This window comes from Methylobacter sp. BBA5.1 (assembly GCF_000746145.1).
GTDB lineage: Bacteria > Pseudomonadota > Gammaproteobacteria > Methylococcales > Methylomonadaceae > Methylobacter > Methylobacter marinus.
Genome location: NZ_JQKS01000012.1, coordinates 41,626 through 65,669 on the forward strand (window position 1 = coordinate 41,626; position 24,044 = coordinate 65,669).

Annotated in this window: 15 protein-coding genes and 1 pseudogene; 4 read left to right on the plus strand and 12 right to left on the minus strand. The window is 53.6% G+C overall.

Annotated elements, in window-relative coordinates; all coding sequences use genetic code 11:
* From EK22_RS08465 to EK22_RS08475, 3 genes are all read left to right on the plus strand, one after another.
* A complete protein-coding gene (locus EK22_RS08465) occupies positions 1–3,138 on the plus strand; it encodes an efflux RND transporter permease subunit (protein WP_036249919.1) in 3,138 nt (1,045 codons plus the stop codon).
* Positions 3,139–3,201: 63 nt separating this feature from the next.
* Positions 3,202–3,558: a hypothetical protein gene (locus EK22_RS08470; protein WP_036249921.1), complete on the plus strand. Its 357-nt coding sequence runs from the start codon at positions 3,202–3,204 to the stop codon at positions 3,556–3,558.
* A 287-nt stretch (positions 3,559–3,845) separates the two neighbouring features.
* On the plus strand, positions 3,846–4,133 hold the full coding sequence (locus tag EK22_RS08475; RefSeq protein ID WP_036249924.1) for a hypothetical protein: 288 nt from the start codon (positions 3,846–3,848) through the stop codon (positions 4,131–4,133).
* Between the two features lie 240 nt (positions 4,134–4,373).
* Here the strand turns inward: EK22_RS08475 and EK22_RS08480 are convergent, their stop codons facing one another.
* The 9 genes from EK22_RS08480 to EK22_RS08520 form a co-directional block, all read right to left on the minus strand.
* The gene (locus EK22_RS08480; RefSeq protein ID WP_081917802.1) at positions 4,374–6,590 is read right to left on the minus strand and encodes a heavy metal translocating P-type ATPase; all 2,217 of its coding nucleotides are present in this window, start codon (positions 6,588–6,590) and stop codon (positions 4,374–4,376) included.
* A gap of 89 nt (positions 6,591–6,679) precedes the next feature.
* Complete coding sequence (locus EK22_RS08485) at positions 6,680–9,874, minus strand: CusA/CzcA family heavy metal efflux RND transporter (RefSeq protein WP_036249927.1); 3,195 nt, start codon at positions 9,872–9,874, stop codon at positions 6,680–6,682.
* A 54-nt stretch (positions 9,875–9,928) separates the two neighbouring features.
* Positions 9,929–10,264: a YnfA family protein gene (locus EK22_RS08490; RefSeq protein ID WP_200882577.1), complete on the minus strand. Its 336-nt coding sequence runs from the start codon at positions 10,262–10,264 to the stop codon at positions 9,929–9,931.
* A gap of 86 nt (positions 10,265–10,350) precedes the next feature.
* Positions 10,351–11,835, minus strand: a complete 1,485-nt coding sequence (locus tag EK22_RS08495) for an efflux RND transporter periplasmic adaptor subunit (protein WP_081917803.1) — start codon at positions 11,833–11,835, stop codon at positions 10,351–10,353.
* Positions 11,832–13,196: a TolC family protein gene (locus EK22_RS08500; RefSeq protein ID WP_036249932.1), complete on the minus strand. Its 1,365-nt coding sequence runs from the start codon at positions 13,194–13,196 to the stop codon at positions 11,832–11,834. Before EK22_RS08500 ends, EK22_RS08495 begins: the two co-directional genes overlap by 4 nt.
* 99 nt (positions 13,197–13,295) lie before the next feature.
* Entirely contained in the window at positions 13,296–13,751 is a 456-nt protein-coding gene (locus EK22_RS08505) for a hypothetical protein (protein WP_036249934.1), read from the minus strand.
* Positions 13,752–14,283: 532 nt separating this feature from the next.
* The gene (locus EK22_RS08510) at positions 14,284–16,491 is read right to left on the minus strand and encodes a copper-transporting P-type ATPase (protein ID WP_369798200.1); all 2,208 of its coding nucleotides are present in this window, start codon (positions 16,489–16,491) and stop codon (positions 14,284–14,286) included.
* 120 nt (positions 16,492–16,611) lie between these two features.
* Positions 16,612–16,989: a DUF2934 domain-containing protein gene (locus EK22_RS08515; RefSeq protein WP_235209254.1), complete on the minus strand. Its 378-nt coding sequence runs from the start codon at positions 16,987–16,989 to the stop codon at positions 16,612–16,614.
* 35 nt (positions 16,990–17,024) lie between these two features.
* Positions 17,025–19,724, minus strand: coding sequence for a cation-translocating P-type ATPase (locus tag EK22_RS08520; RefSeq protein WP_036249943.1), 2,700 nt, complete (start codon positions 19,722–19,724; stop codon positions 17,025–17,027).
* Positions 19,725–19,847: 123 nt separating this feature from the next.
* On the opposite strand from EK22_RS08520, the pseudogene EK22_RS25215 reads away from it, so the two are divergent.
* Positions 19,848–19,958 (plus strand): annotated as a pseudogene (locus EK22_RS25215) (IS6 family transposase); the annotation flags it as partial.
* Between the two features lie 20 nt (positions 19,959–19,978).
* Here the strand turns inward: EK22_RS25215 and glgX are convergent.
* From glgX to EK22_RS08545, 3 genes are all read right to left on the minus strand, one after another.
* Positions 19,979–22,252, minus strand: coding sequence for a glycogen debranching protein GlgX (gene glgX / locus EK22_RS08530; protein ID WP_235209256.1), 2,274 nt, complete (start codon positions 22,250–22,252; stop codon positions 19,979–19,981).
* 254 nt (positions 22,253–22,506) lie between these two features.
* A complete protein-coding gene (locus tag EK22_RS08540) occupies positions 22,507–23,286 on the minus strand; it encodes a cytochrome c3 family protein (protein WP_036249951.1) in 780 nt (259 codons plus the stop codon).
* On the minus strand, positions 23,283–24,044 hold the full coding sequence (locus EK22_RS08545) for a hypothetical protein (protein WP_036249953.1): 762 nt from the start codon (positions 24,042–24,044) through the stop codon (positions 23,283–23,285). The genes EK22_RS08540 and EK22_RS08545 overlap by 4 nt, the downstream gene beginning before the upstream one ends.

Sequence of the window (24,044 nt, forward strand, 5' to 3'; positions counted from 1 at the left end):
ATGTTGGGACGAATCATTGAATGGTCGGCGCGTAACGGTTTCCTGGTGGTGTTGGCAACAGGCTTTATCGTGATCGCCGGCGTTTATGCCGTACTGAAAACCCCGCTCGACGCCTTGCCTGACCTGTCGGACGTGCAAGTGATCGTCTATACCGAATATCCCGGCCAGGCGCCGCAGGTGGTTGAGGATCAGGTCACTTATCCCTTGACTACGGCGATGCTGAGCGTCCCTCACTCGAAGGTAGTACGCGGTTTTTCATTTTTCGGCGCCTCTTTCGTGTATGTGATATTTGAAGATGGCGTCGATGTGTATTGGGCGCGATCGCGCGTGCTGGAATACCTGAATTTCGCTTCCGCCCGTCTGCCGAAGGGGATCACGCCGAGTCTTGGGCCTGATGCAACCGGCGTCGGCTGGGTTTTTCAATACGTGGTGCAAAGCGCTCGGCATTCGCTGGCGGAACTTCGGACATTACAGGACTGGTTCATCCGTTACCAGCTGACCAAAGCGCACGGTGTAGCGGAAGTCGCAGGTGTCGGTGGCTTCGTACAGCAATATCAGGTGATCGCTGATCCGCGCAAACTCCAGGCTTACGCCGTTCCGTTGTCAGCGATCGGCCGTGTGATCGCCGAAAGCAACCGTGACGTTGGCGGGCGCGTGGTCGAAATGACGGAAACCGAGTACATGGTGCGAGGCAAAGGCTATCTGCGAGGCATCCGGGATATTGAGGATTTGGTGGTGAAAGCCGAAGGGGGAACTCCGGTACTGATTCGCGATGTTGCTCGTGTGGAACTCGGACCTGACGAGCGCCGCGGTGTTACCGAATTGAATGGCGAAGGTGAGGTGGTATCCGGTATTGCGATTGCCCGTTACGGTCAGAATGCGCTGGAAGTGATCGAGAATGTGAAAGCCAAACTCCAGGAAATTGCTCCGGGGTTGCCGGCGGGTGTTTCGATCACTCCTGTTTATGACCGCTCCCTGTTAATTTTGAAAGCCATTGAGAATCTCCGCGACAAACTGCTCGAAGAAAGTTTGGTCGTGGCTTTTGTCTGCATCGTGTTTCTCTATCATATACGTAGTGCTCTGGTCGCGATTGTGATGCTGCCGGTCGGCGTGCTGATCGCCTTCATCGTAATGCACGGTCTCGGCATTAATTCGAATATCATGAGTCTCGGAGGCATTGCGATCGCGATCGGGGTAATGGTGGATGCGGCGATCGTGATGATAGAAAACGCGCACAAACATCTGGAGCGCGCCCCGCCTGACGCCGACCGTCTTGGCCTGATAATCAGCGCCGCCAAGGAAGTCGGTCCTGCATTATTCCTGAGTCTTTTAGTGATTACCATCTCATTCCTTCCTGTTTTCGTGCTCGAAGAACAGGAAGGCCGGCTATTCAAACCCCTGGCTTACACCAAGACCTTTGCGATGGCCGGAGCGGCCATTTTGTCCGTGACTTTGGTGCCGGTATTGATGTGGCTGTTCATCCGGGGCAACATCGTGCCGGAGCATCGCAATCCGCTGAATCGACTGCTGATCTGGCTGTACCAACCGGTGATCGAGGCGGTATTGCGCTGGAAAAAGCTGACCATCAGTATTGCAATGGCCATTCTGCTCGTCTCGGCTTATCCGGCGTCGAAATTAGGCAGCGAGTTTATGCCGACACTGAACGAAGGCACTTTGCTGTTCATGCCGATGAGCCTGCCCGGTTTGTCGGTCACTAAGGCGGCGGAAATCATGCAAACCCATAACCGGATTCTGAAAGGCTTTCCGGAAGTCGAATCGGTGTTTGGCAAAGCCGGGCGCGCAGCCACCGCGACCGACCCTGCGCCGCTCGAAATGTTCGAAACCGTGGTCAACCTCAAACCGGAAGCCCAGTGGCGTCCCGGCATGACCACCGACAAGCTAATCGCGGAAATGGATCGGGCTACCCAGATGCCTGGCGTCACGATCGCCTGGACCATGCCGATCAAAAACCGCATCGACATGCTCTCGACCGGCATCCGGACACCGATCGGCATCAAGGTGTTCGGTACCGACCTCACGCAAATGGAACGGCTCGCAACCGAAATCGAAGCCGCCGTCAAAACCGTGCCGGGTACCACCAGCGCCTATGCGGAACGGATTACAGGCGGCTATTACCTCAACATCGAGCCGGATCGAAAGCAATTGGCTCGCTATGGGCTGAGCATCGGCAATTTTCAGGAGGTGATCGCGACCGCATTGGGCGGCGAGACTGTCACTACTACGGTGGAAGGCCGAGAACGCTTCAATGTGATTGTGCGCTATCCGCGCGAACTGCGCGATTCGCCGGAAATGATTGCAACACAAGTTCTGGTTCCTATTGCGGGAGGAGCGATGGTTCCGCTCGGACAACTGGCGCAGGTCAGCCTCGATAAAGGCGCGCCGGGCATCCGCACCGAAAACGCGCTGCTTTCCGCTTACATCTTCGTCGATATCCGGGGTCGCGACATCGGCGGTTATGTGGTCGACGCGCAACAGGCCGTGCTGGAAAAAGTTAAGTTTCCGCCCGGCTATTACGCGACCTGGAGCGGCCAGTTCGAATATATGGAGCGCGCGAAAGCCAAGCTGGCCGTTGCCGTTCCAATGACATTGTTCATCATTTTCCTGCTGCTGTACCTGAATTTCAAGCGCATCACCGAAACGCTGATCGTGATGCTGTCATTGCCGTTTTCGCTGGTCGGCGGCATCTGGCTCTTGTACTGGCTCGACTACAATCTCAGCGTCGCGGTCATGGTCGGCTTCATCGCCTTGGCCGGCGTGGCGGCCGAAACCGGGGTCGTGATGCTGATTTATCTGGATCAGGCGCTGGAAAGGATCAGGACGACCCGAACGGCGGAAAACCGGCCGCTGGTCAAATCCGACCTGTACGACGCGATCCGGGAAGGCGCCGTCGAGCGGGTCAGGCCGAAGATCATGACCGTGGCCGCGATTATGGCGGGTCTCCTGCCGATCATGTGGGGAACGGGAACCGGTTCGGAGGTGATGCGCCGCATTGCCGCCCCGATGGTGGGCGGGATGGTGTCATCGACATTGTTGACGCTGATCGTCATACCGGCGCTTTACGCTCTGTGTAAACAATATTCTATCAACAACGAAACTTGCTTAAGGAGGCAAAACTGAACGATATATTGATCATATGAAAAATAATTTCATTAACCTATTGAGATATTTTGGAGAAAACCCATGAAAACATCATTGCTGATCATCTTGTTTTTAGCACTTGGTCTGTTGACTTCATGCGCTGAATATAACCCGCACTCGATGGACATGGATCAAGCGGTTCATAACGCAAAATCCAAAGCCGATCACGAGGTGCTGGCACAACACTATGAAGAAGTGGCGAAAGAAATGCAGAATAAGGTTGAGGAACACAAGAAAATCCTGAGCCATTACGAGCGCGAGCCGTGGTTGTGGGGTAAGCGGGCAATCGGATTCGACGTCCATTGCAAAAATCTGATTCGAATCTACAGTCAGGCCGCGGAGGAAAACCTGGAAATGGCGAAAATGCATCGTGAATTGGCGGCAGGGGAAAAGCCATAGCGAAATAGTGAATTTAGGGACGCCATCAATCTGTCAAGCAGATTGATGGCTAATTCCTTTTTTATCTAAATGTATGGCTGCTTTGATTGAGTATTTTCAGAATCAAAATTGATTTTCGTATTACCGATGGGGATCAATATAAATAAATTTAGGTATTTGTACTAATTGAACTATTACTAAAATTGTAATCTCTAATGAATTAGAATGCAGCCGGATATTTCAACTGTGGTCTAGGTGGGCACGAGTTATAGCGCTCACTTTTCTAATCAGCCCGTAAGGAGGTTAACATGAAAACATTCACCCTATTATTCATGATGATTTTTATTACATTGAACAGTCCCTTCACGGTTGCCGCTGAAGAACAACAGAAGAAAATGACCGAAAAGGAAATGCAGGAACAGCTGAAACAAATGGAAAAGGAATTAGCCGAAATACGCCAGACAAAGAAACCCCAAGAGCGCAGGCAGATGATGGATCAACATATGCAGCACATGCAGCAAATGCACAACATGATGATGGATGACGGATGCTGCGCTGGGGACATGCCTATGATGGGGCATGAGCCCAAAAAATAGCTTGGCGTACAGCAAAATGAAGGAATGCTTTGTCTGACATCTTAGCCTAATCATTGACTGTAGGGAAAAATCTAGAGAGGGCGGTCACAGGCTTTGTGCCCATCCGAAATTAGGGGCAGCTATCGACAAAGGCTGCATGGAACACGGTAATGGCCGGAAAGGATGGGTAAAACCGCATAGCCATCCCTCCGGTCATCCAAAACCGGATACTTTTTTGGTTGCGATAGCTCAAAGAAAATCCTATTTTGAGTGTAGCAGCCGCAACCCATTGGCAACGACCAGCAGAGAAGCTCCCATGTCGGCTGCAATGGCTTCCCATAAGGTTGCAAGCCCTGCAAAAGCTAACAGGGCAAAAACAGCTTTGATCGTGAGCGCGAAAACAATATTTTGCCGAATAATCGCCAGTGTTCTTTTGGAATGTCCGATCAGCCAAGGAAGCTTGGAAAGGTCGTCGCCCATTAAGGCGATATCCGCTATTTCGATCGCCGCATCCGAGCCCAATACACCCATCGCAATCCCCAGATTGGCCCGGCCCAGGGCCGGTGCATCATTTACGCCGTCGCCGACCATCGCAACCTGGCCGTATTTTTCGACCATTTGACTGACAATCTCAACTTTATCGGCCGGCAGCAATTCGGCATGTACTTCATCGATACCGATCTGTGCCGCGATGTTGTTAGCCGTAACTCGATTATCGCCGGTCAACATGACCAAATGTTTGATTCCCTTTTGTCTCAGGGATTGCAAAATCGATTTGATTTGCGCGCGGGGCTGATCGGCGACGGCAATCAGGCCGCAAATGTGCCGGTCATTGCCAGTCGCGATAACGGTTTGGCCGTTCTGTTCAAGCGCGATCGCTTTTTCACTGATTTCCGGTACTTCCCGGCTACGTTCCAATAGATAACGGCGCGATCCCAACCAGAAATCAGCGCCATTAAAGAGTCCGGTGACGCCTTTGCCGGGCAGAACCGTCACGTTGTCGGCGCCGGCAACACGGATGCCCCGGTTTTCCGCGTATTGTAGAATGGCTTTAGCCAGCGGATGATTGCTGCGAGCTTCCAGTGCCGCAGCACGGCTTAACAGTTCTTCTTCGCTATGACTATTAAACGGGTAAACACCGGTGACGATCGGCTCGCCGCAGGTCAGCGTACCGGTTTTATCAAAGGCAATCGCATTCAGACGGGCCGGCGCTTCGATATAAATGCCGCCTTTGATCAGAATGCCTTGCCGGGCGGCGCTGGCCAATGCCGCGACAATACTAACCGGTGTTGAAATGACCAATGCACAAGGGCAGGCAATCACCAGCAACACCAAGGCGCGGTAAAACCACTCGTTCCAGATGCCCGCTAAAAACAACGGCGGAATGATAAACATGGCCAACGCCAGGATCATCACCACCGGCGTGTAAACGCGGGCAAACTTATCCACCCATTGTTCGGCTTCCGCCCGCTTATTATGGGCTTCTCCAACCATACGCGTGATCTGCGCCAGCGTGGTATTCGCGGCGAGTTTGCTTGACCGGATTTCCAGTGTTCCTTCACCATTGATACTGCCGGCAAACACTTCATCGCCGGCTTGCTTAGCAACAGGAATGCTTTCACCGGTAATCGGCGCCTGATTGACCGAACTGAAGCCGTTAATCACCTCGCCATCCAAGGGGATTTTATCGCCTGGCGCTACGATGAAACTGCTGCCGATGCCGACTTCTGCGGCGGACATGCGGCGTTCCTGTCCGGTTTCATCCTTGACCGTCACCGTCGAAGGCGCTAAATCCAGCAATGCTTCGACGGCATGACGGGCACGGCCGATACTCCAGCTTTCAATCGCCAGAGACAGGGAAAATAAAAAACTCACGGTGGCCGCTTCAAACCATTCGTCAATGAACATGGCGCCGATGACGGCCACCGTCATCAACAAATTCATATCGGCACGCAATCGTCTCAGCGCGTACAAAGCTTTAACAACCACATGCCGGCCGCCGAAAATCACCGCCAGGCCAAAGGCGATTTTTTCAGGCAAAGGCATGGCTTGCCGGGTGTGTGTGTTCAATAAACTAGTGAGATAGTCAGTGATAACCTCCCAGTTTAGAGACCAGTTTTCAGGATGGCTGAGAAACGTTTGTACATCACTAAAACCACCGGCCATAGTGATATGAATCAACATGCCGGCAACGATAAACAAACCGCTAAGCGTGGTATAAACGGTCTTCGAACGGTGAAGCTGTTTTACATCAGCTTGCGCCTGACCTGCTTGCCAGCGTGTAGCCTTCATGCCAGTTGCCGCAATCGCTTTAATGATGTTTTTTTCAGCCACAGGTCCGGCATCGGGCAAAATCGTCATTCGCCCATTTAAAATATCAAAAACCAGCTTGTTACTGCCACCCACTATCGGGCCTAACGCGCTTTTTAAAGTGGCGACTTCTTCGGCGCAGTCCAGACCTTCGATCTTGAAAGTCATGCCACTCGCAAGTATTGATGCGACTGACTGACTGCTATCCGGTTTGTCTTCTGCACAACCGCAGGATTTTTTTGATTGATTGCATGATTTCATCTCTTTCTCTCCTCATCAAACCCAATCTGCATATTTCCCGGTATCACGGAACCTGCTTGTTGTTTATCATTGCGATGCGCGAGCCAGTATAGGATAGGTAACACCAACAAAGTCAACATCGTTGACGACAAGATGCCGCCGATCACCACGGTGGCCAGTGGCCGCTGCACTTCAGCCCCGGTTCCCGTAGCAATTGCCATCGGCACGAAACCGAATGACGCCACTAATGCCGTCATCAGCACCGGCCGGAGACGCGTGAGAGCGCCCTCAACAATCGCCTTATCCAACGACATGCCTTGTTCGCGCAGGCTACGGACGAAGGTAATCATCACCAGACCATTGAGCACCGCCACACCGGAGAGCGCGATAAAGCCGACCGCTGCCGAGATCGACATCGGAATATCGCGCAGCCAGAGCGCGACCAAACCGCCCGTCAACGCAAAAGGAATGCCGCTAAAGACCAGTAAACCGTCTTTGACGTTGCCAAACATCATGAACAGCAGTGTAAAGACCAGCAGTAACGCCACCGGCACCACGATCTGCAAGCGTTGCGTGGCCGATTGCAATTGCTCGAACTGCCCGCCCCATGTGCTCCAGTATCCCGCCGGGATCTTGACTTGCTGCTGAAGCCGCTGCCCGGCCTCGGCAACAAATGAACCGATGTCACGACCACGCACGTTGGCGCTTACAACGATCCGGCGTTTGCCGTTCTCCCGGCTGATTTGGTTGGGTCCTGGGGCTAATTCAAGATTTGCGACTTCAGCAAGCGGAATATAGGTGGCTCGACCGTCGCCGCCTTGCACTCGCGGCAATGAAATCGGTAATCGTTTGATCGCTTCCAGATCGCTGCGCAGGTTCTCCGGTAGGCGAACAATAATGTCGAATCGACGATCACCCTGGAACAAAGTTCCTGCCTCTGTCCCGCCAATCGCGGTGGCCACTGCATCCTGCACATCGCCTACGTTTAAACCATAACGAGAGGTTTTGTCTCGGTTAATGTTGACAGTTAGCATAGGCAAGCCTGTCGTTTGCTCCACTTTAACCTCAGAAGCGCCTGGAATCTTCTCCGTTAACGATGAGATTTTAGTCGCCGTGTCGTTCAGCACAGCCATATCGTCGCCGAATACTTTAATCGCGACATCGCTACGTACGCCTGAAATCAGCTCATTGAAGCGCAGTTGGATAGGCTGGGAGAATTCGTAAATGTTGCCGGGGAGTTTGTTTGCTGCTGTCTGTATAGCAGCGAGCAGTTCGTCCCTCGATTTCTCCGGATCGGGCCATTGCCCTCGCGGCTTGAGCATGATGTAACCATCCGAAATGTTGGGCGGCATCGGGTCTGAGGCGATCTCGGCGGTACCCGTCCGCGCAAACACCCGGTCGATTTCCGGGAATTGCTGTTTCAGAGAATGTTCAATTTGTTGCTGCATGGCGACCGATTGCGACAAACTGGTACCGGGGATCCGCAGCGCCTGAATAGCGAAGTCTCCTTCGTTCAAACTAGGCACAAATTCACTGCCCATACGCGTCGCCAAGAGACCTGACAGGATTACTGTGACGACAGCGAACGTCAACACCACAGGTTTGTTAATCATGACCTGATCCAGCGCTACCGCATAAAGACGCTTAGCCGTCTGCATCAGAACATTTTCTTTCTCTGGTACTTTGTCGCCGATAAACAGCGCTACGGCCGCCGGAATAAACGTGACTGACAGAATCATGGCACCCACTAAGGCAATCACGACCGTGAAAGCCATTGGATGAAACATTTTTCCTTCCACGCCGGTCAGGGCGAAGATCGGCAAATACACGACCATGATGATAAGCTGGCCGAACAACAGCGCCCGCCGCGCTTCTTTCGAGGCTATAAACACTTCCTGAAAGCGTTCGCTACGGGTCAACGAACGCCCCTGTTGTTCCTGGGCATGGGCGAGCCGCCGCACGCAGTTTTCCACGATTACCACAGCACCATCAATGATGACACCGAAGTCGAGTGCACCTAAACTCATCAGGTTCGCGCTAACCTGGTAAGTCACCATGCCGGTGAAGGTGAACAACATCGACAATGGAATCACCAACGCCGTGATGATGGCCGCGCGGATGTTGCCGAGGAACAGGAACAGAATCACGATCACCAGGATCGCGCCCTCGGCTAAGTTCTTCTTGACGGTGTTGATGGCCTTATCGACCAGTACCGTCCGGTCGTAGACGGTGACTACCCGCACGCCTTCGGGCAGTGTACGGTTAATCTCCCCCATTTTTTTGTCGACCGCCTGCGAAACGCTACGGCTGTTCTGGCCGATGAGCATGAAGACCGTGCCCAGCACGACCTCGCGGCCATTTTCGGTGGCGGCGCCGGTGCGCAGTTCGCGGCCGATTTCGACCTCGCCCACATCGCGAATCCGGATCGGCACGCCCTGCACATTGCCGAGAATGATGTTGCGGATATCCTCCATCGAGTGCACTTGGCCTGGCGCACGGATCAAATACTGTTCGCCGCGCTTTTCGATGTAGCCGGCGCCGACATTGTTGTTGTTGCGATCCAGCGCCGTCACGATATCCTGCAACGTCAGGCCGTAGGAAGCAAGTTTTTCCGGAACCGGCGCGACCTGATATTGCTTGGCAAAGCCGCCGATAGAATTGATTTCGGTCACGCCCGGCACGTTGCGCAGTTGCGGCTTGATGATCCAGTCCTGAATCTCGCGCAGGTCGGTTGCCGTGTAAGGCGAACCGTCAGGTTTTTTGGCGCCGTCTTTGGCTTCGACTGTCCACAGATAGATTTCCCCCAGGCCGGTCGAGATAGGCCCCATCGCCGGTGTGATGCCGGCAGGCAGTTTATCCTTGGCTTCCTGGATGCGCTGATTAACCAACTGCCGGGCAAAGTAAATATCGGTGCCGTCCCGGAAGATCACCGTCACCTGCGACAGGCCGTAGCGCGACAGCGACCGGCTTTGCTCCAGATGGGGCAGACCCGACATGACAGTTTCGATTGGATAGGTAATGCGCTGTTCGGTCTCCAGCGGCGAATAGCCCAGCGCTGAGGTATTGATTTGCACCTGGACGTTGGTGATGTCCGGGACGGCGTCGATCGGCAGGATTTTGTAATTGAAGATGCCGAGCGCCGCCATAGCGAGCACAGCCAGGATAACCAGCCAGCGGTGCTCGATGGATAAGCGGATAAGTCGTTCAAACATGATGGGGGGCCTCCTGCACTGTAGTTTTCCTTACGAAATCAATAAAATCATGGCCTAAACTTCGCTGCGCCAGCCCAGCACAATGATCGCCATTCCGAACAAAGCGATTCCCGCCCCCATCCAATCCAATATAGATAACCTTTCTCCATCCACTACTCTTAGCCAAACCAGAGCGGTAGCCACATAAACACCGCCATAAGCAGCGTAAATACGGCCACTGGCGGCCGGATGTAAAGTAAGCAGCCATACGAACAGCGACAGGCTGAGCACTGCCGGTAGCAGCAACCATGGGGATCCACTCTTGCGGAGCCACAGATAGGGCAGAAAACAGCCGATGATTTCGGCAAGTGCGGTAACGAGGAAAAGAGCGGTGGTTTTCAGTATCAACATAATTCTTTCCATTGCGTATGAATAATAATGATGCGCCCGCTTCCCGGGGCAGTGGCAAGCCTAAACGACCTAAACTGGCTATTGCATTAATGCTCATGTGAGGCTCCTTCTTTACCCTGTTCGGATTTGAGCACGAAGCTGCCATTGAGAGCATATTCAGTGCCAGGTTTGAGTCCTTTCACAATCTCCACAAACTTGCCATCTGAAAGCCCGGTAATGACCGGTTGCGCAATAAATCCACCCGGCACGCGGACAAAAATCGTGGGCTCGTCGTTGACATTCTGGACAGCATCAGACGATACGGCGACCGGCACCTCGGTTTCGCTGGCTACGATCTCGACAGTGATAAACAACCCCGGTCGCCATGCCATCTGCGGATTCGCCAGCGTCACGCGCGCCGTTGCGGTACGCGTTTGTTCGCCCATCAGTGCGCCCACATAGGACACCGTGCCGGATGCCGTGGAGTCGAGTGCCGTGGCCTTGATCATAACCTTCCCGCCGACCCGGATCACGTTGAGATCCTTCGCCGATACGATGATCTCGGCCCACACCGACGACAAATCGGAAATGGTGAAGATGCTCGCATCTTCTTTGACCGCTTCACCCAGGGCAATATGCTTTTCGACTATCATGCCGTCGAACGGCGCACGAATCTCGTAGCGGTTGAGCGAACCGGAGTTGACCGATACATTTGGACTTGCGCCAAGCGCCATCAACTTCTGTTGAGCATTATGTACGTCGATTTCCGCCTCGTTCATTACTTGTCGGGCTTGCAGGTAGTCCTGCTCCGCCGAGATCTTTGCCCCCCACAAGTGCTTTTCCCGCGCAAAGGTGGCACGAGCCAGTTCCAGACGTTTTTGTGCGGAGAGCAACTCGCTACGTTGTTCCGCCAGTCCGGTACTAGCAATCACTACCAGCACTTGACCTTTCTTAACCGGGTCTCCGAGGTTGGCGGATATAACCTCGACCACACCGGCTAGACGAGGGACGACGTGAGACGTTTTATCTTCATTGAAGCGAATTTCACCCGGCAGGGTCACTACGTTTTTGATGCGCGCGCCACCTGCTGTCTGGGTCTTTACACCTGCTTCCTTGACCTGCTGATCGGTCAGATTGATTTTCCCCTCTTCTTTAACCCAGGAAAATTGCAGCGACTGGCTATCATGCTGCGCAATCACGGTTGCCTCGAATACGTGCGGCTCCTCGATTGGCTGGGCGCTCTGCAAAAAATTCTTTTCCGACACAAAGTCGATGTTCTGCTTCTCGCCATCCGGCCGCGTCACTATCGCCGACACCTGGGCGGCATTCGGCGACAGAGGCTTATCCTGATTAAACAGATAAATGCGGAAGCGCGGTTCGCCTTCGTCTTCCGCGAGCAGGATTTCCAGTTCGAAGTCGCCTTTGACGAAAAGCTTGCCGCCGTGCGGACCTCCGTTATCATCAGTTTTTGCTTCATGCGACTCGCTTTCTTCCTCTGTATGGGTAGGCGGCTCTAGGCGCAGGATCAATACGGCAAGCACGATGCCGACCGCGATCAATCCGGAAATAATCAAACTCTGTTTCGTTTTCATTGCGATGCCTCCTGTTTAAGACTGGCCAAGGCACCGTCGTCCAGACCGCCGCCGATCAATCGCTCTACCTCGGCTACAGCCTTGTGATAATCCGCCTGCGCCAGCAGGTACTGGGTTTTGGCTCCGAACAGGGTGCGCTGCGCATCGAGCACGTCCAGAAAGCCGAACTTGCCTAAACGATAGCCTTCGCGGGCGGCAGCGTAGGCGCTTTGCGCGCCGGGCAAAACTTCCTGCCGCAGCGCCGAGACCTCGGCATGTGCGGCGCTTAAGCGCTGATAGGCGGTGTTCAATGCGGTCGCAATCCTCACCTCTGCGCTGCGGCGGTCTTCCTCCGCTTTGGTCAGCAGATGCTCGGCTTCGAGGATGCCGCCCTGGTTGCGGTTGAATGCCGGCAGCGGTATCGAAAAACCGACGACGAGCGCATAATCATTAGGCATCAGGTACTTGCTCGCCCCTAGCGTTGCCGTCACATCGGGAATGGCCTTGGATTTTTCCACCGTAATCAGCGCCTGCCGCTGCGTGATTTCCGTAGCCCAGCGGGCCAAATCCGGATTGTTGGCGAGCCGCTGCAGCAGCGACTCTAAAGATGGCGGGGGACGAATGGCGTTCAGATCGCCGGCGACCGCCTCGAAGCGGGGAGCGGCGCTGCCCCAACTCGCGGCGAGACGCTTTCGGGCCGCTTCCAATTCTCTTTGGGCGCGCATCAGTTCAATCTGCACCGAAGCGCGGGCCGTTTTGGCCTTGGTCTCTTCGACGGGCGAGACCTTGCCGGCCTGGACCCGCGCGGACGTCATCACCAGCATCTGATTCGCCAGTTCCTGAATTTGCTGCGTCAGCGACAGACGTTGTTGCGCCGCCAGCACCTCAATGAAGGCCTGGGAGACCTGGGTTAGGACATCAATGCGCTTGGATTCGTAATCCCAATCGGCCAATTCTTTGGTCAGGGCGGCGGCCTCCGTTCGAGCCGCGCGCTTGCCGCCCAATTCGATCAACTGGCTGAGTTCCAAGGTCACCACATCGCCGTCGAAGCCTTGAATCGAGCGGTTGCCGAAGTTCGCCGCATTCGCGCCGAAAGTCGGATTCGGGAAAAAGCTCGCCTGCAAAGCGGCCGCTTCCCGTGCGCGGGTCTCCCAGGAAAAGGCGGCGAGTTCTGGGTTTTGGGTCAAGGCCAGGGCCAGCGCCTGCGGCATAACCAAAGTTCCGGCCGGTTCGTCGGACGCGCTTGGATCGCGCTCCGCCTGATTCTGGTTTTCCAGATGGACGAGCGGCGTTTTCTGGTCTGTCGGATCGGCGCCGGCTGGACCGGCTGCAATGATGATACTGAGGGCGATGCCGAACGGCAGCGCATAATTCGAGCACATGGATAGTCTCTCCGTAGCGTGGATTGGAACGAACGCCGAGCAGACAAGCAGGCGCAAACCTGCGCCATCGGCCGGCGGGTTACGGCTATGAAGAGCGGGCTAAATCAGAAGAACGGTACTGCGTAGGCTAAGCAGCCGGGAATCCGTGAAAAGAGGATCGGAAAAAAAATGTCGCTGTGGAATTACCCTGGCGTAGGGTATGAGGAAAAAAACAAGGAAAAATAGGGGCAACAGCCCAAGATCGAGCGATATTTTAGATAAAACTGATAAGGGAACATGGGCGCCATGGTCATCGCCGGCTATGGGGATATCGGTGCAAGGCGACGTGCAGGGTGAATCGCCGTCCGTGATATAGGCGTTAGCCTCGTCCTTGTGCTGGGTAGCTTTATCCGCATTGGCGCCATGATCTTGACTGATGCGCTCTACGGCGACATGACCGTCAGCACCAAAACACAGCACAAAGGCCGACTCCCCATGACTAAGGCCGAAATGACCAAGTACCGTAAGGATTAGCACAAAAGAAAGCCAAGTTTTGGAACGTCGTAAAGTATCCATAATTGGTCGTTATACCATATAAAGTCAAAAACACAAGCTTTCTGGCATATATGGAGGTATTTGCGCCCCGACCAGATGGGCATGAGCATTTGAACGGAGGCTTTTCCAAACTATGAATGTCTGCAATCTATAGATGTGCAGCCGTATAGAAATATAAAGCGAATGTCGCCATAGGGCCCTGACCGTGTCAAAACTCATCACTAAACTTGCCTGACATGTAAAATACTCCACCGATCAGCCTGAGAGGGGCAACAGATCAATGATTGGCTCCACTAAGGCTAATATTTTGTCCGAAATTAGGCATTACCAAACCACAGGCTTTTGGATTTTTGCGTTTTGACACAGCCTCGGTCGAAAGCGCCAATTCGTCTTACCTAAAAACCGACATTCACTACTGGCGTAATTGTATCGGAATCAATGGCCTGGGTTTGAATCGGAACTGTTGGCGGTTTTCAATCGGAAGGAGCGGCTGGTTTGTGATGGAATATGAATATGCACTCTTCTCCCCCCCTTTGCCCTGTCAATCTCTCATTTATAGTGTGATACGCCTTAGCCGCAACGCATTGCTGATGACCGAAACCGAACTCAGACTCATTGCTGCCGCCGCAATCATCGGCGACAAGAGAATACCGAAAAACGGATAGAGCACGCCGGCGGCAATAGGCACGCCAAGGGCATTATAGATAAACGCGAAGAACAGATTTTGGCGGATATTACGTAAAGTCGCTCGACTTAAATGGCGGGCTTTGACCAGCCCCATCAGATCACCTTTCACGAGCGTAATACCGGCACTTTCCATCGCGACGTCCGTGCCCGTACCCATCGCGATCCCGATATGGGCCGCCGCCAACGCCGGTGCATCGTTGATGCCGTCGCCCGCCATCGCGACGATACGGCCTTCGCTCTGTAGTTTTTTGATCACTTCGGTTTTTTGCTCCGGCAACACTTCTGCCTGCACTTGATCGATCCCCAGACTTTTGGCCACAAACTCGGCCGTCGTGCGATTGTCGCCGGTCAACATCACCACCTGAATGCCTTCTTTATGCAAATCAGTTAAAGCCTTGAAGGTGGTGGGCTTAATCGGATCGGCTACGCTGAGCAGGCCGGCCGCTTGGCCGTCTATCCCGATAATCATTACCGTTTGCCCTTGCTGACGCAGCGCCTCTATCGAGTTTGCCAATAAGCCTGTCGTAATGCCCTCTTCCGTCATCAACTGCGCATTACCCAACGCCACGCGTCGGCCATTGATCAGCCCTTTCACTCCTCTTCCGGTTAGAGATTGAAACTCAGTGACAGGCAATGCTTTTACCCCCTGCTCTTCTGCGCCTTGGCCGATCGCCGCGGCAAGCGGATGTTCACTGGCTCGTTCCAGACTGGCCGCATAAGCCAAGACCTCGTCCTTCGTGAAGTCATTGACCGCCTCGACCGTGACCAGTCGAGGTTTTCCTTCGGTGAGGGTGCCGGTTTTATCCACTACTAAAGTATCCACTTTTTCCATCACCTCCAGCGCTTCGGCATTTTTAATCAGGACGCCCGCCATTGCACCGCGGCCGGTACCGACCATGATCGACATCGGGGTGGCCAATCCCAGGGCGCAGGGACACGCAATGATCAATACCGCTACCGCATTCACGACCGCGTGAGCCAATTTGGGCTCGGGTCCCCAGGCCCACCAAACCACGAGCGTGATCAGGGCCGTCAGTACCACCGCGGGCACAAAGTAGCCAGAAACTGTATCGGCCAGTTTTTGGATCGGCGCCCGGCTACGTTGCGCTTCACTGACCATGTGCACGATTTGGGCAAGCAAGGTTTCGCTGCCGACCCGCTCGGCACGCATCAACAAACTCCCAGTGCCGTTAATCGTCGCACCGATCAGCGGCAGATCCGCCACTTTTTCAACCGGAATCGGCTCACCAGTTACCATCGATTCATCGACCGAACTCGCCCCTTCGAGTACGACACCGTCCACTGGCACTTTTTCGCCGGGACGCACCCGCAAGATATCGCCGGGTTTCACCTGTTCCAAGGGAATATCCGTTTCGCTGCCGTCGGCATGATGAAGCCGTGCGGTTTTGGGAGCCAGACCCAACAACAGTTTAATCGCCGCGCTGGTACGGCTTCTTGCCCGCAATTCCAGCACTTGGCCAAGCAAAACCAGCGTCGTGATCACGGCTGCGGCTTCGAAGTACACCGCCACCACGCCATGTTCATCGCGCAGCGACGGCGGAAAAATCGGCGGAAGAAAAATGGCCAGTACGCTGTAAATCCAGGCCACGCCAACGCCTAACGCAATCAAGGTGAACATATTCAGGCGGCGATTAATCACAGAAATCCAGCCGCGTTGAAAAAAAGGCCAGCCTCCCCACAACACGGCCGGCGTGGCCAAAGCGAATTCCAGCCATTGGAGTTGGCGTAGGGATAAGTAGTCGGAGACGAATGCCGGCATCAGATCATGCAGCATCGCGACCAAAAACACCGGCAGGGACAACACAAAACTGACCCAGAACCTTAGGCGCATATCGCTAAGCTCCTGGTTTTCCTCTTCCTTTCCTGAAACGTCGCGGGATTCCAGAGCCATGCCGCACTTGGGGCAGAACCCCGGTTCCTTGCGGATAATGTCCGGATGCATCGGGCAAACATATTCGGTACGAATTTCGGGAGTCGAATCCACTGCTTTTTCTAACGCCATTCCGCATTTAGGACAGTTTCCCGGATGTTTCTGTCGAATTTCGGGGTGCATGGGGCAGGTATAAGTATTTTTGAGAACGTAATTTGTCATTGTCATACCCTATAGTCTAGTCGTAGACGGTAGGCAAAAGAGCCGCTTACTCTGTCTGGCTAAAACACCAGTATTTTCCGGTTAGCGGTACCACACCGCAATCAATTTGAGACATTTAGCTCTCCATATACAGTCTTCTTCTTGACAGGTTTTGCTTGGATCCGTTCGAAAGCAGGGTCGATGCTGACTCGCATTCTGAATGGAATGAATCAGTTCGATTTTCAAATTGTTACATTCAGGGTTTTCAACTCCCACCAAATTTGCCAGTTGTTGTAGACCCAGGAGGGTCATAGCTCCATCTTCTTCAACCATAGACAGATAAAGTGCAATTTGCATCTTTACATAGTCTTTTTCGGCTGCCAGCCAATCCTCAAGCTCCCTGCCGGGTGCAAAATTTCTGGCTTCTGCTTTGTAATAAGCCGCTTCTGAAATCCATTGGTGGCGAGTTACGTTTTCCACAATCTGATTTTGAATCGTTATGGCCCAATTTTATTTCAAACCTTCTTCGCTCGGGGGCGACGGATGACTTTTCTCAGTCCCAGAACAATCAGCGGTATGAATCCAACTCCGATCCAGGCCATGCACTGATTTAGTGACACCGGCTCGATCTGAAACAGTTTTTGCAGCATGGGGACATGGTGTATCGCCAACTGCAAGGCGAAGCTCACCGCCACAACCAGAAACAAGCGCATATTGGAAAACAGGCCTATCTGCCAAATGGTGAGCTGTTCGCTCCGTGCGCCGAATGCGCGTAGCAGCTCAGCGATTACTAGGGCGGTAAATGCGGCATCGCGGGCTTGCTCAAGGCTGTTGTCGATGTAGAGTTCATAGGCAAACACGCCAAGAGTGACGCTGGCGGTCAGCAAGCCGGTGAACAGGGTTAGTGTGAGGAAATCCCGGTTGAATAGCGTTTCTTGGGAACGTCGCGGCGGGCGATTCAACACGCCCGGGTCAATCGGATCGGTCGCCAGAGCGAGCGCCGGCAAGCCGTCTGTCACCAGGTTGATCCACAGAAGATGCAGCGGCAACAGCGGCAGCGGCCAGCCCAGCAGAACCGCGCTCAGCATCACGATCAATTCGCCGGTATTGCCGCTTAGCAGATAGGCCAAGGTTTTGGCAATGTTGTCATAAATGCCCCGTCCTTCTTCTACGGCAGCGACAATAGAGGCAAAATTGTCATCGGTGATGATAATGTCAGCGGCCTCCTTGGTCACCTCGGTGCCGGTGATACCCATGGCGATACCGATAGACGCCTCCTTGAGTGCAGGGGCATCGTTAACCCCGTCTCCGGTCATCGCAACGACTGCGCCCCGCGCCTTCCATGCGCGGACGATACGGAGCTTGTGCTCGGCGGTAACCCGCGCATAAACCGAAACTTGTGCTACACGTTCCTTCAGCGCTTCGTCGTCCAGGCGGTCAAGCTCGGCGCCTACGAGAACTTCTTCGCCTTTTCCCAGAATTCCCAATTCATGGCCTATTGCCCGTGCAGTGTCGGGATGATCGCCGGTGATCATTACGGTTTTGACCCCGGCCCGTTTGCACTTGATTACGGCCTCCTTCGCCTCGTTACGAGGTGGGTCCTGTAGGCCTACGAGCCCCAAAAGGGTGAGTCCCTGCTCGATCTCGGTGTCGTTCACAACCACGCCCTCTTCGAAACTGAAGTCATCCAGGGGTCGCTCAGCGACGGCAAGAACGCGCAGTGCATCATGTGCCAGTAAGGTATTAGCCTGGAGCAGCCGGGTGCGATCGTTTTCAGTCAATTCCCTTACGCCTTGGTCGGTACGGATCAGCTTGCAACGGTCGAGAATAACTTCAGGTGCGCCCTTAACGAAGGCCCAGGAACGGTTTTCCCGACTTCGGATGACGGTCATGCGTTTGCGGTCTGAATCGAAAGGCAATACAGACAGACGCGGCATTTCAGTTTCGAAAACATCACGGGTAATACCGCCTTTTGCGGCAGCCACCAACAGCGCTCCTTCAGTAGGATCGCCTACTATTCCAGGCCGATCATCCGTTAGAGTCAGTTCGGCATCGTTGCAGGCGGCTGATGCGCGCAACAAGGCCATGAGCGCGGGGCTTTTCGACGGCAGGGTTTCCTCATTGCCGGAAAAAAAAGCGCCTTCCGTGGCGTAACCTTCGCCGGTGACGCGATACAAACTCTCCGCCGTAATCAACTTGCGGGCAGTCATTTCTCCCATCGTCAGCGTGCCGGTCTTGTCCGTGCAAATGACCTCTGCGCAGCCTAGCGTTTCGACCGAGGCCATGTGCCGCACCAAGGCATTACGCCGCACCATGCGTTGCACACCCAAAGCGAGCGCGACAGTTACCACGGCGGGCAGCCCTTCCGGAATGGCGGCTACTGCAAGACTCACCGCGCTCAGGAAAAGCTCAAACGGTGCAATTCCGCGCAGTAATCCAAGACTGAAAATCAGCGCAACAATGCCGAAGCAGGCCCACAATAACCAACCCGCTACCCGGTCGAGTTTTCGTTGCAGCGGAGTTTCCCCGCTTTCGGCGGTTTCCAGAAGCTTGGCGATATGGCCGAGTTCCGTCTCCATGCCGGTTTTAACCACCAAGGCACGGCCGGTGCCTCCTGTCACGCTGGTGCCGAGGAAGACCATGTTTTTTCGCTCAGCCAGCGGCGTTTCTGGAGGCAAGCCGCCGGTGAACTTGCCTACCGCTTGTGATTCACCAGTAAGCGGCGCTTCGTTGATGCGAAGAACAGAGGTCTGGATCAGACGAGCATCCGCAGCGACCAGATCCCCGCCTTCGAGAAGCAGAATATCGCCCGGGACGATTTCAGTCGCGGCGACCACCACGCTATGACCATTACGCACCACGCGGCAATGGGGTGATGCCAGACGCGCCAACGCTGCCGCAGCCTTCTCGGCGCGATACTCCTGAATAAAACCGATCACTGCATTCAGTATCACGATAGCAATAATAGCGATGCCGTCGATGGTTTCGCCCAGTGCGGCGGAAACAGCAGCCGCGCCAATCAGCACCCAAATAACCAGACTTTTGAACTGGCTTATAAAAATGACCAGGGCCGAAAAACCCTTGCCCTTGCGCAGTTTATTTTGCCCATACCGGGCGAGGCGATTTTTCGCTTCATTGCCGGAAAGCCCTTGCTCTACATCAACCGCTAGAAGGCTTGCGGCTTCGGTAATTGATTGGTTATGCCACGTGTTCATAGTCGTGTTTCTCCCGTTATCATTAGCAGAGAATCTGCAATGTCATTTTTATATTAATTTACCGAACTTTTACTGGGGCGATGTTAAGCTGTATTCCTGATGCTTGCAGGTTTACTGAGCGTTATTCAAATATGTCAAGTCAACTATTTGAATAACCTGTTTGAACAGGATCACCGCTTTATTAAGAAAATCACCAAACTGATAATGGACTTCAACGCCTTTCATTTGGCCTCCGTCATCACTATGTATCGCCTTTAAACTTTCGTTCCTCGAACCAGAAGTATGGCGCTGGATCGGGGGCTCAGGTGGTAAGTCTGTGGATCTTCCCAAAGCGGTTCCTCGCCCGCAGCAAACAGATCTTGTGGCGCTTCACGAGCTGTGTCAACGGCCAGATACCACCGAGCCCCTGGCAGTACTGGAGGCAAACCGAAATCGACCGCATCGGCGCCGGCATTGAACATCAGGTAAAGTGCGTTCTGTTTGTCCTCATGGATCAGACAGGCAAACTGATTTTCTTTCGGGTCGGCCCAGTTGGGCAATCCCTGATGCGGGTTGAACCAGCTGATCTCGGCATCCGTGTAGAAGTGCTCCTGACTTAAAATCGGATGGGCTCGACGAAAGGCGATCATGCCACGGGTGAAGCGGTAAATTTCCTGGTGCTGCTCCAGACAGCTCCAGTCATGCCAGCTCGTTTCATTGTCCTGGCAGTAGGCATTGTTGTTGCCGCCTTGGGTGCGACGAAATTCGTCTCCGCCGAGCAGCATCGGCACGCCGCGCGCGATCAACAGGGTGAGCAGAAAGTTCTTGATCTGGCGTTTTCGCAAGCCCTCGATCCCGGCATCCGTCGTCTCGCCTTCAGCGCCGTAGTTCTCGCTGAAGTTGGCGTCGGTACCGTCATGGTTGTTTTCTCCGTTGGCTTCATTGTGCTTGGTGTGATAACTCACCAGATCATGCAGGGTGAAGCCATCGTGACAAGTGACGAAATTGATGCTGCACCCAGGACATTTGCCGGTCCCGGCATAAATATCGGCGCTACCGCAGATGCGGCTGGCAAATGAACCGAGCATCCCATCGTCACCACGCCAGAATCGACGCACATCGTCACGGTAGCGGCCGTTCCACTCCGCCCAGCCCCGGGAGAAATTGCCCACCTGATAGGCTCCGGCGGCATCCCATGCTTCGGCAATGAGCTTGGTTCCCCGCAGGATCGGATCCTCGGCGATCCGCTCGATCAGCGGGGGGTTCGATAGCAAGTTGCCTGCGCCATCCCGGCCGAGAATCGACGCCAGATCAAACCGGAATCCATCCACATGCATCTCCACCACCCAATAACGCAATGCGCTCAAGATGAAATCCCGCACCACGGGATGATTGGCGTTGATAGTGTTGCCTGTACCTGTGTAATTCTTATAGTAGCGTTTGTCGTCCGCCAATGTATAGAAGATCGCGTTGTCAATACCACGAAAACAGAGTGTCGGCCCCAATTCGTTTCCCTCCGCTGTGTGATTGAACACCACGTCCAGGATCACTTCAATTCCGGCTTCGTGAAAGGCCCGGACCATTTCCTTGAATTCAAGCTTCTGCTGGCCCAAGCCTCCGGTACTGCTGTAGGATGCTTTGGGCGCAAAGAAGGCCACGGGATCGTAACCCCAGTAATTTCTGAGCGGCTGGCCTGTTTGCTGATTGACGACCGGCACCTGGTTTTCGTTGAACTCATATACCGGCATCAATTCCACCGCCGTAACTCCCAGGTCTTTGAGGTAGGGGATCTTTTCCATTAGTCCCCGGTATGTGCCGGGATTCTCCACGCCGGAGCTCGGGTGAATGGTGAAACCACGCACATGCATTTCATAAAGCACTGTTTTTGACCATGGATGCCTAAGCGGCCGGTCGTCCTGCCAGCAGAAGTGCTCGTGAGTAAACACACATTTCGGCATGGCTCCGGTATCATTGACTTTCGAGCAAACCAAATCTCTGTCTGCCTCAGACGTGTCGTAACCTAGCGCCGTGCCAAAATCCCAATTGGGTACAAGCGAGATCGCTGTCGCAAATGGATCCAGGAGCAGCTTGTTGAAATTGAAACGATGCCCGTCCTTGGGTTGATACGGGCCGTCCACGCGATAGCCATAGAGCTGGCCAGATCGAATTCCCTCAATCCAGACGTGCCACACGTCACCTGTGCGGTTGCGCGCGAGATCGAGATCAATCCCCCGGGCGGCCGTGGCATCTTCGGGGTGGTCAAACAACTCCAGCCGAACGCGGCTGGCATGCCGGCTGAAGAAGGCGAAATTGACTCCTCTCCCAAATTCATGAGTGCCCATGGGCAACGGAACGCCCCTCCGAATTTCGGTCCGTTCGGAAACCTCTGTCGCGTAATCATGTAGCGGGCGTTCAGGCGTATTCATGCTTGCGGCGCACCCATCGGGCCTTACCACCGTCTGGCCTGAAGACATGGGCGGCATCGGACTTTTTGGGCGGCGCATTTTATCCGGTTTTGTTGCCTTTTGCATTGGGTCTTTATTATTCATTTTTTTACCTTTTGAAATCCAAATCACTGATATCATTAGCCCTTATTGTCGCGACTCAACATAACCTGCATATCAAAGTGTTGCAGCCACGTTTGCTGGTATCTTACGCGGTTAAAACAAGATGTCAGCACTTGGCGCCGCCAAGCGCAAATTACTATTTTTGTGCTTTGATGTACTTACAATCCACTGCCTTATTAAGCTAATCATGCCTTTTCGGGTTAACTTTAAAGACTGCATTTACCTCATCTGATCCTTTAGTGATGTTTATACCACCCCACGCTCCGTATATCGTTCCACGAGGTAGTTTGATGGCATTCAAAACATTCATTCATCTTTGCATGAGGCTTTCCGGCCACAGTCGCTGAGATCATTTTAAAATGCTTCATATAGTGACTTGGGGGAGCCTGGTGGCACTGGGCACAATTGGTTGAATTGGGAGACGGATGCCGGAAAGCAGAAACGGTCCAGTGCGAGGTTACGTGACAATCAGTGCATTCTTTACCAAAAAGACTTTGATGAGGATCTTCATTTGCATGACAAGACGAGCATTGAAGGAGTAGTTCAGAAGAGGATATTTCCCCCTGGGCTGTATGAGTCTTCATCCAGTACAAAATCTCATTTACGGTATTCTGATCGTCTGCATCTTCATTTTCATGCCTCTGTAACGTCTTTATACCAATCGCCGCAAGCGTTTTATGATCCATCACTGTGTCTCGATTTTGCCTTCCGGCGTGCTCCAAGTGACAACTGGCACAGCTCCCTATACTTGCATGAAAGACTGTCGGCTGGCGTTGCAGAAGAAATTCGTTATTGGCGTGGCAAGAAATACAGGTACTGTCTTCGATTCCCTGCACCGGGGTATGACACGCCGCACAGTCTCGATCGAGAAACGAATGGGCCCTGGAAAGTTCACCTGGCATGGCAAGCCGCTGCCAGGTTACAGCTTGTTTAAGCATGTCTTCCTGCGGCAAAATAAACCATCCCCCCACGCCGAGAGAAATAAATACAATGCTCCACAGCAAGAATTGCTTCATTCAAACCACCTAAGACCAAAGTGGATTCCTGACCAGATATGAAGCGCTAGCAATGCATACAGCACAATGGCGATAACAATATGGAATTTAAGCCACTTCCCGAACCAATCTTTAAACCGTTCGTTAGTTTTAATCGCGTACTCTAGATCCGACATGGATTCAGTTAGGTGAAGTATCCGTATTGAGGCAGGCATGGAACCTGTACTCCCCGACCCCGAGTTAAGAAAAAAGCCCGCCAAAAAGCGTGAAACACCGCCCAAAAAAGGTTGCAATACGGCGGCCTGCTCCGGATGAGCAGTAATTTCTGTGGCCGTTTCCCGATAGGCCAGTTGCAGTTGGGCTAGCGTTTCATTTTGCTCGCGGAGGTTATTCGAAAACATGCCCATGAGATACCGGCCAGTAAATCCGCTTAGGGTAACCAGGACAGTCATTGCCGTTAAAGCAATGCCTAGCGTACTGACAAATTTGTGCCCCGTGTGAAGGATAACCAAAATGGGTCCGAGGATTCCTGCGTAAATGTGCCAACTCAGCAAAGTCCGCATAGAAACCCAACGGGTCACCGTGTTTCTTAAAGGAGAAATACGCTTTACAATCATATAAGCAAGCGGCACCAGCATGAGTAGCGTTCCGGAGACAGCTAATATACCGCCCGGCAAGCTGCCCGCAAAACGGGGCGAGCGGTGCACCAAAAAGCCTAGCCAGAGAATTATAAAAAAAATGACCAGTCCGCTCACAACCAGTCGTTCGCGCTCCTTCAT

Excerpts from the sequence above, each read along its gene's own strand:
- EK22_RS08465 (WP_036249919.1), top strand. The coding sequence starts at position 1 with ATGTTGGGACGAATCATTGAATGGTCGGCGCGTAACGGTTTCCTGGTG.
- EK22_RS08495 (WP_081917803.1), bottom strand. The coding sequence starts at position 11,835 with ATGAAAACGAAACAGAGTTTGATTATTTCCGGATTGATCGCGGTCGGC.
- EK22_RS08470 (WP_036249921.1), top strand. The coding sequence starts at position 3,202 with ATGAAAACATCATTGCTGATCATCTTGTTTTTAGCACTTGGTCTGTTG.
- EK22_RS08485 (WP_036249927.1), bottom strand. The coding sequence starts at position 9,874 with ATGTTTGAACGACTTATCCGCTTATCCATCGAGCACCGCTGGCTGGTT.
- EK22_RS08540 (WP_036249951.1), bottom strand. The coding sequence starts at position 23,286 with ATGAAGCAATTCTTGCTGTGGAGCATTGTATTTATTTCTCTCGGCGTG.
- EK22_RS08480 (WP_081917802.1), bottom strand. The coding sequence starts at position 6,590 with ATGACTTTCAAGATCGAAGGTCTGGACTGCGCCGAAGAAGTCGCCACT.
- EK22_RS08490 (WP_200882577.1), bottom strand. The coding sequence starts at position 10,264 with ATGTTGATACTGAAAACCACCGCTCTTTTCCTCGTTACCGCACTTGCC.
- EK22_RS08520 (WP_036249943.1), bottom strand. The coding sequence starts at position 19,724 with ATGAACACGTGGCATAACCAATCAATTACCGAAGCCGCAAGCCTTCTA.
- EK22_RS08505 (WP_036249934.1), bottom strand. The coding sequence starts at position 13,751 with ATGGATACTTTACGACGTTCCAAAACTTGGCTTTCTTTTGTGCTAATC.
- EK22_RS08545 (WP_036249953.1), bottom strand. The coding sequence starts at position 24,044 with ATGAAGGAGCGCGAACGACTGGTTGTGAGCGGACTGGTCATTTTTTTT.
- EK22_RS08500 (WP_036249932.1), bottom strand. The coding sequence starts at position 13,196 with ATGTGCTCGAATTATGCGCTGCCGTTCGGCATCGCCCTCAGTATCATC.
- glgX (WP_235209256.1), bottom strand. The coding sequence starts at position 22,252 with ATGAATAATAAAGACCCAATGCAAAAGGCAACAAAACCGGATAAAATG.
- EK22_RS08475 (WP_036249924.1), top strand. The coding sequence starts at position 3,846 with ATGAAAACATTCACCCTATTATTCATGATGATTTTTATTACATTGAAC.
- EK22_RS08510 (WP_369798200.1), bottom strand. The coding sequence starts at position 16,491 with ATGCACCCCGAAATTCGACAGAAACATCCGGGAAACTGTCCTAAATGC.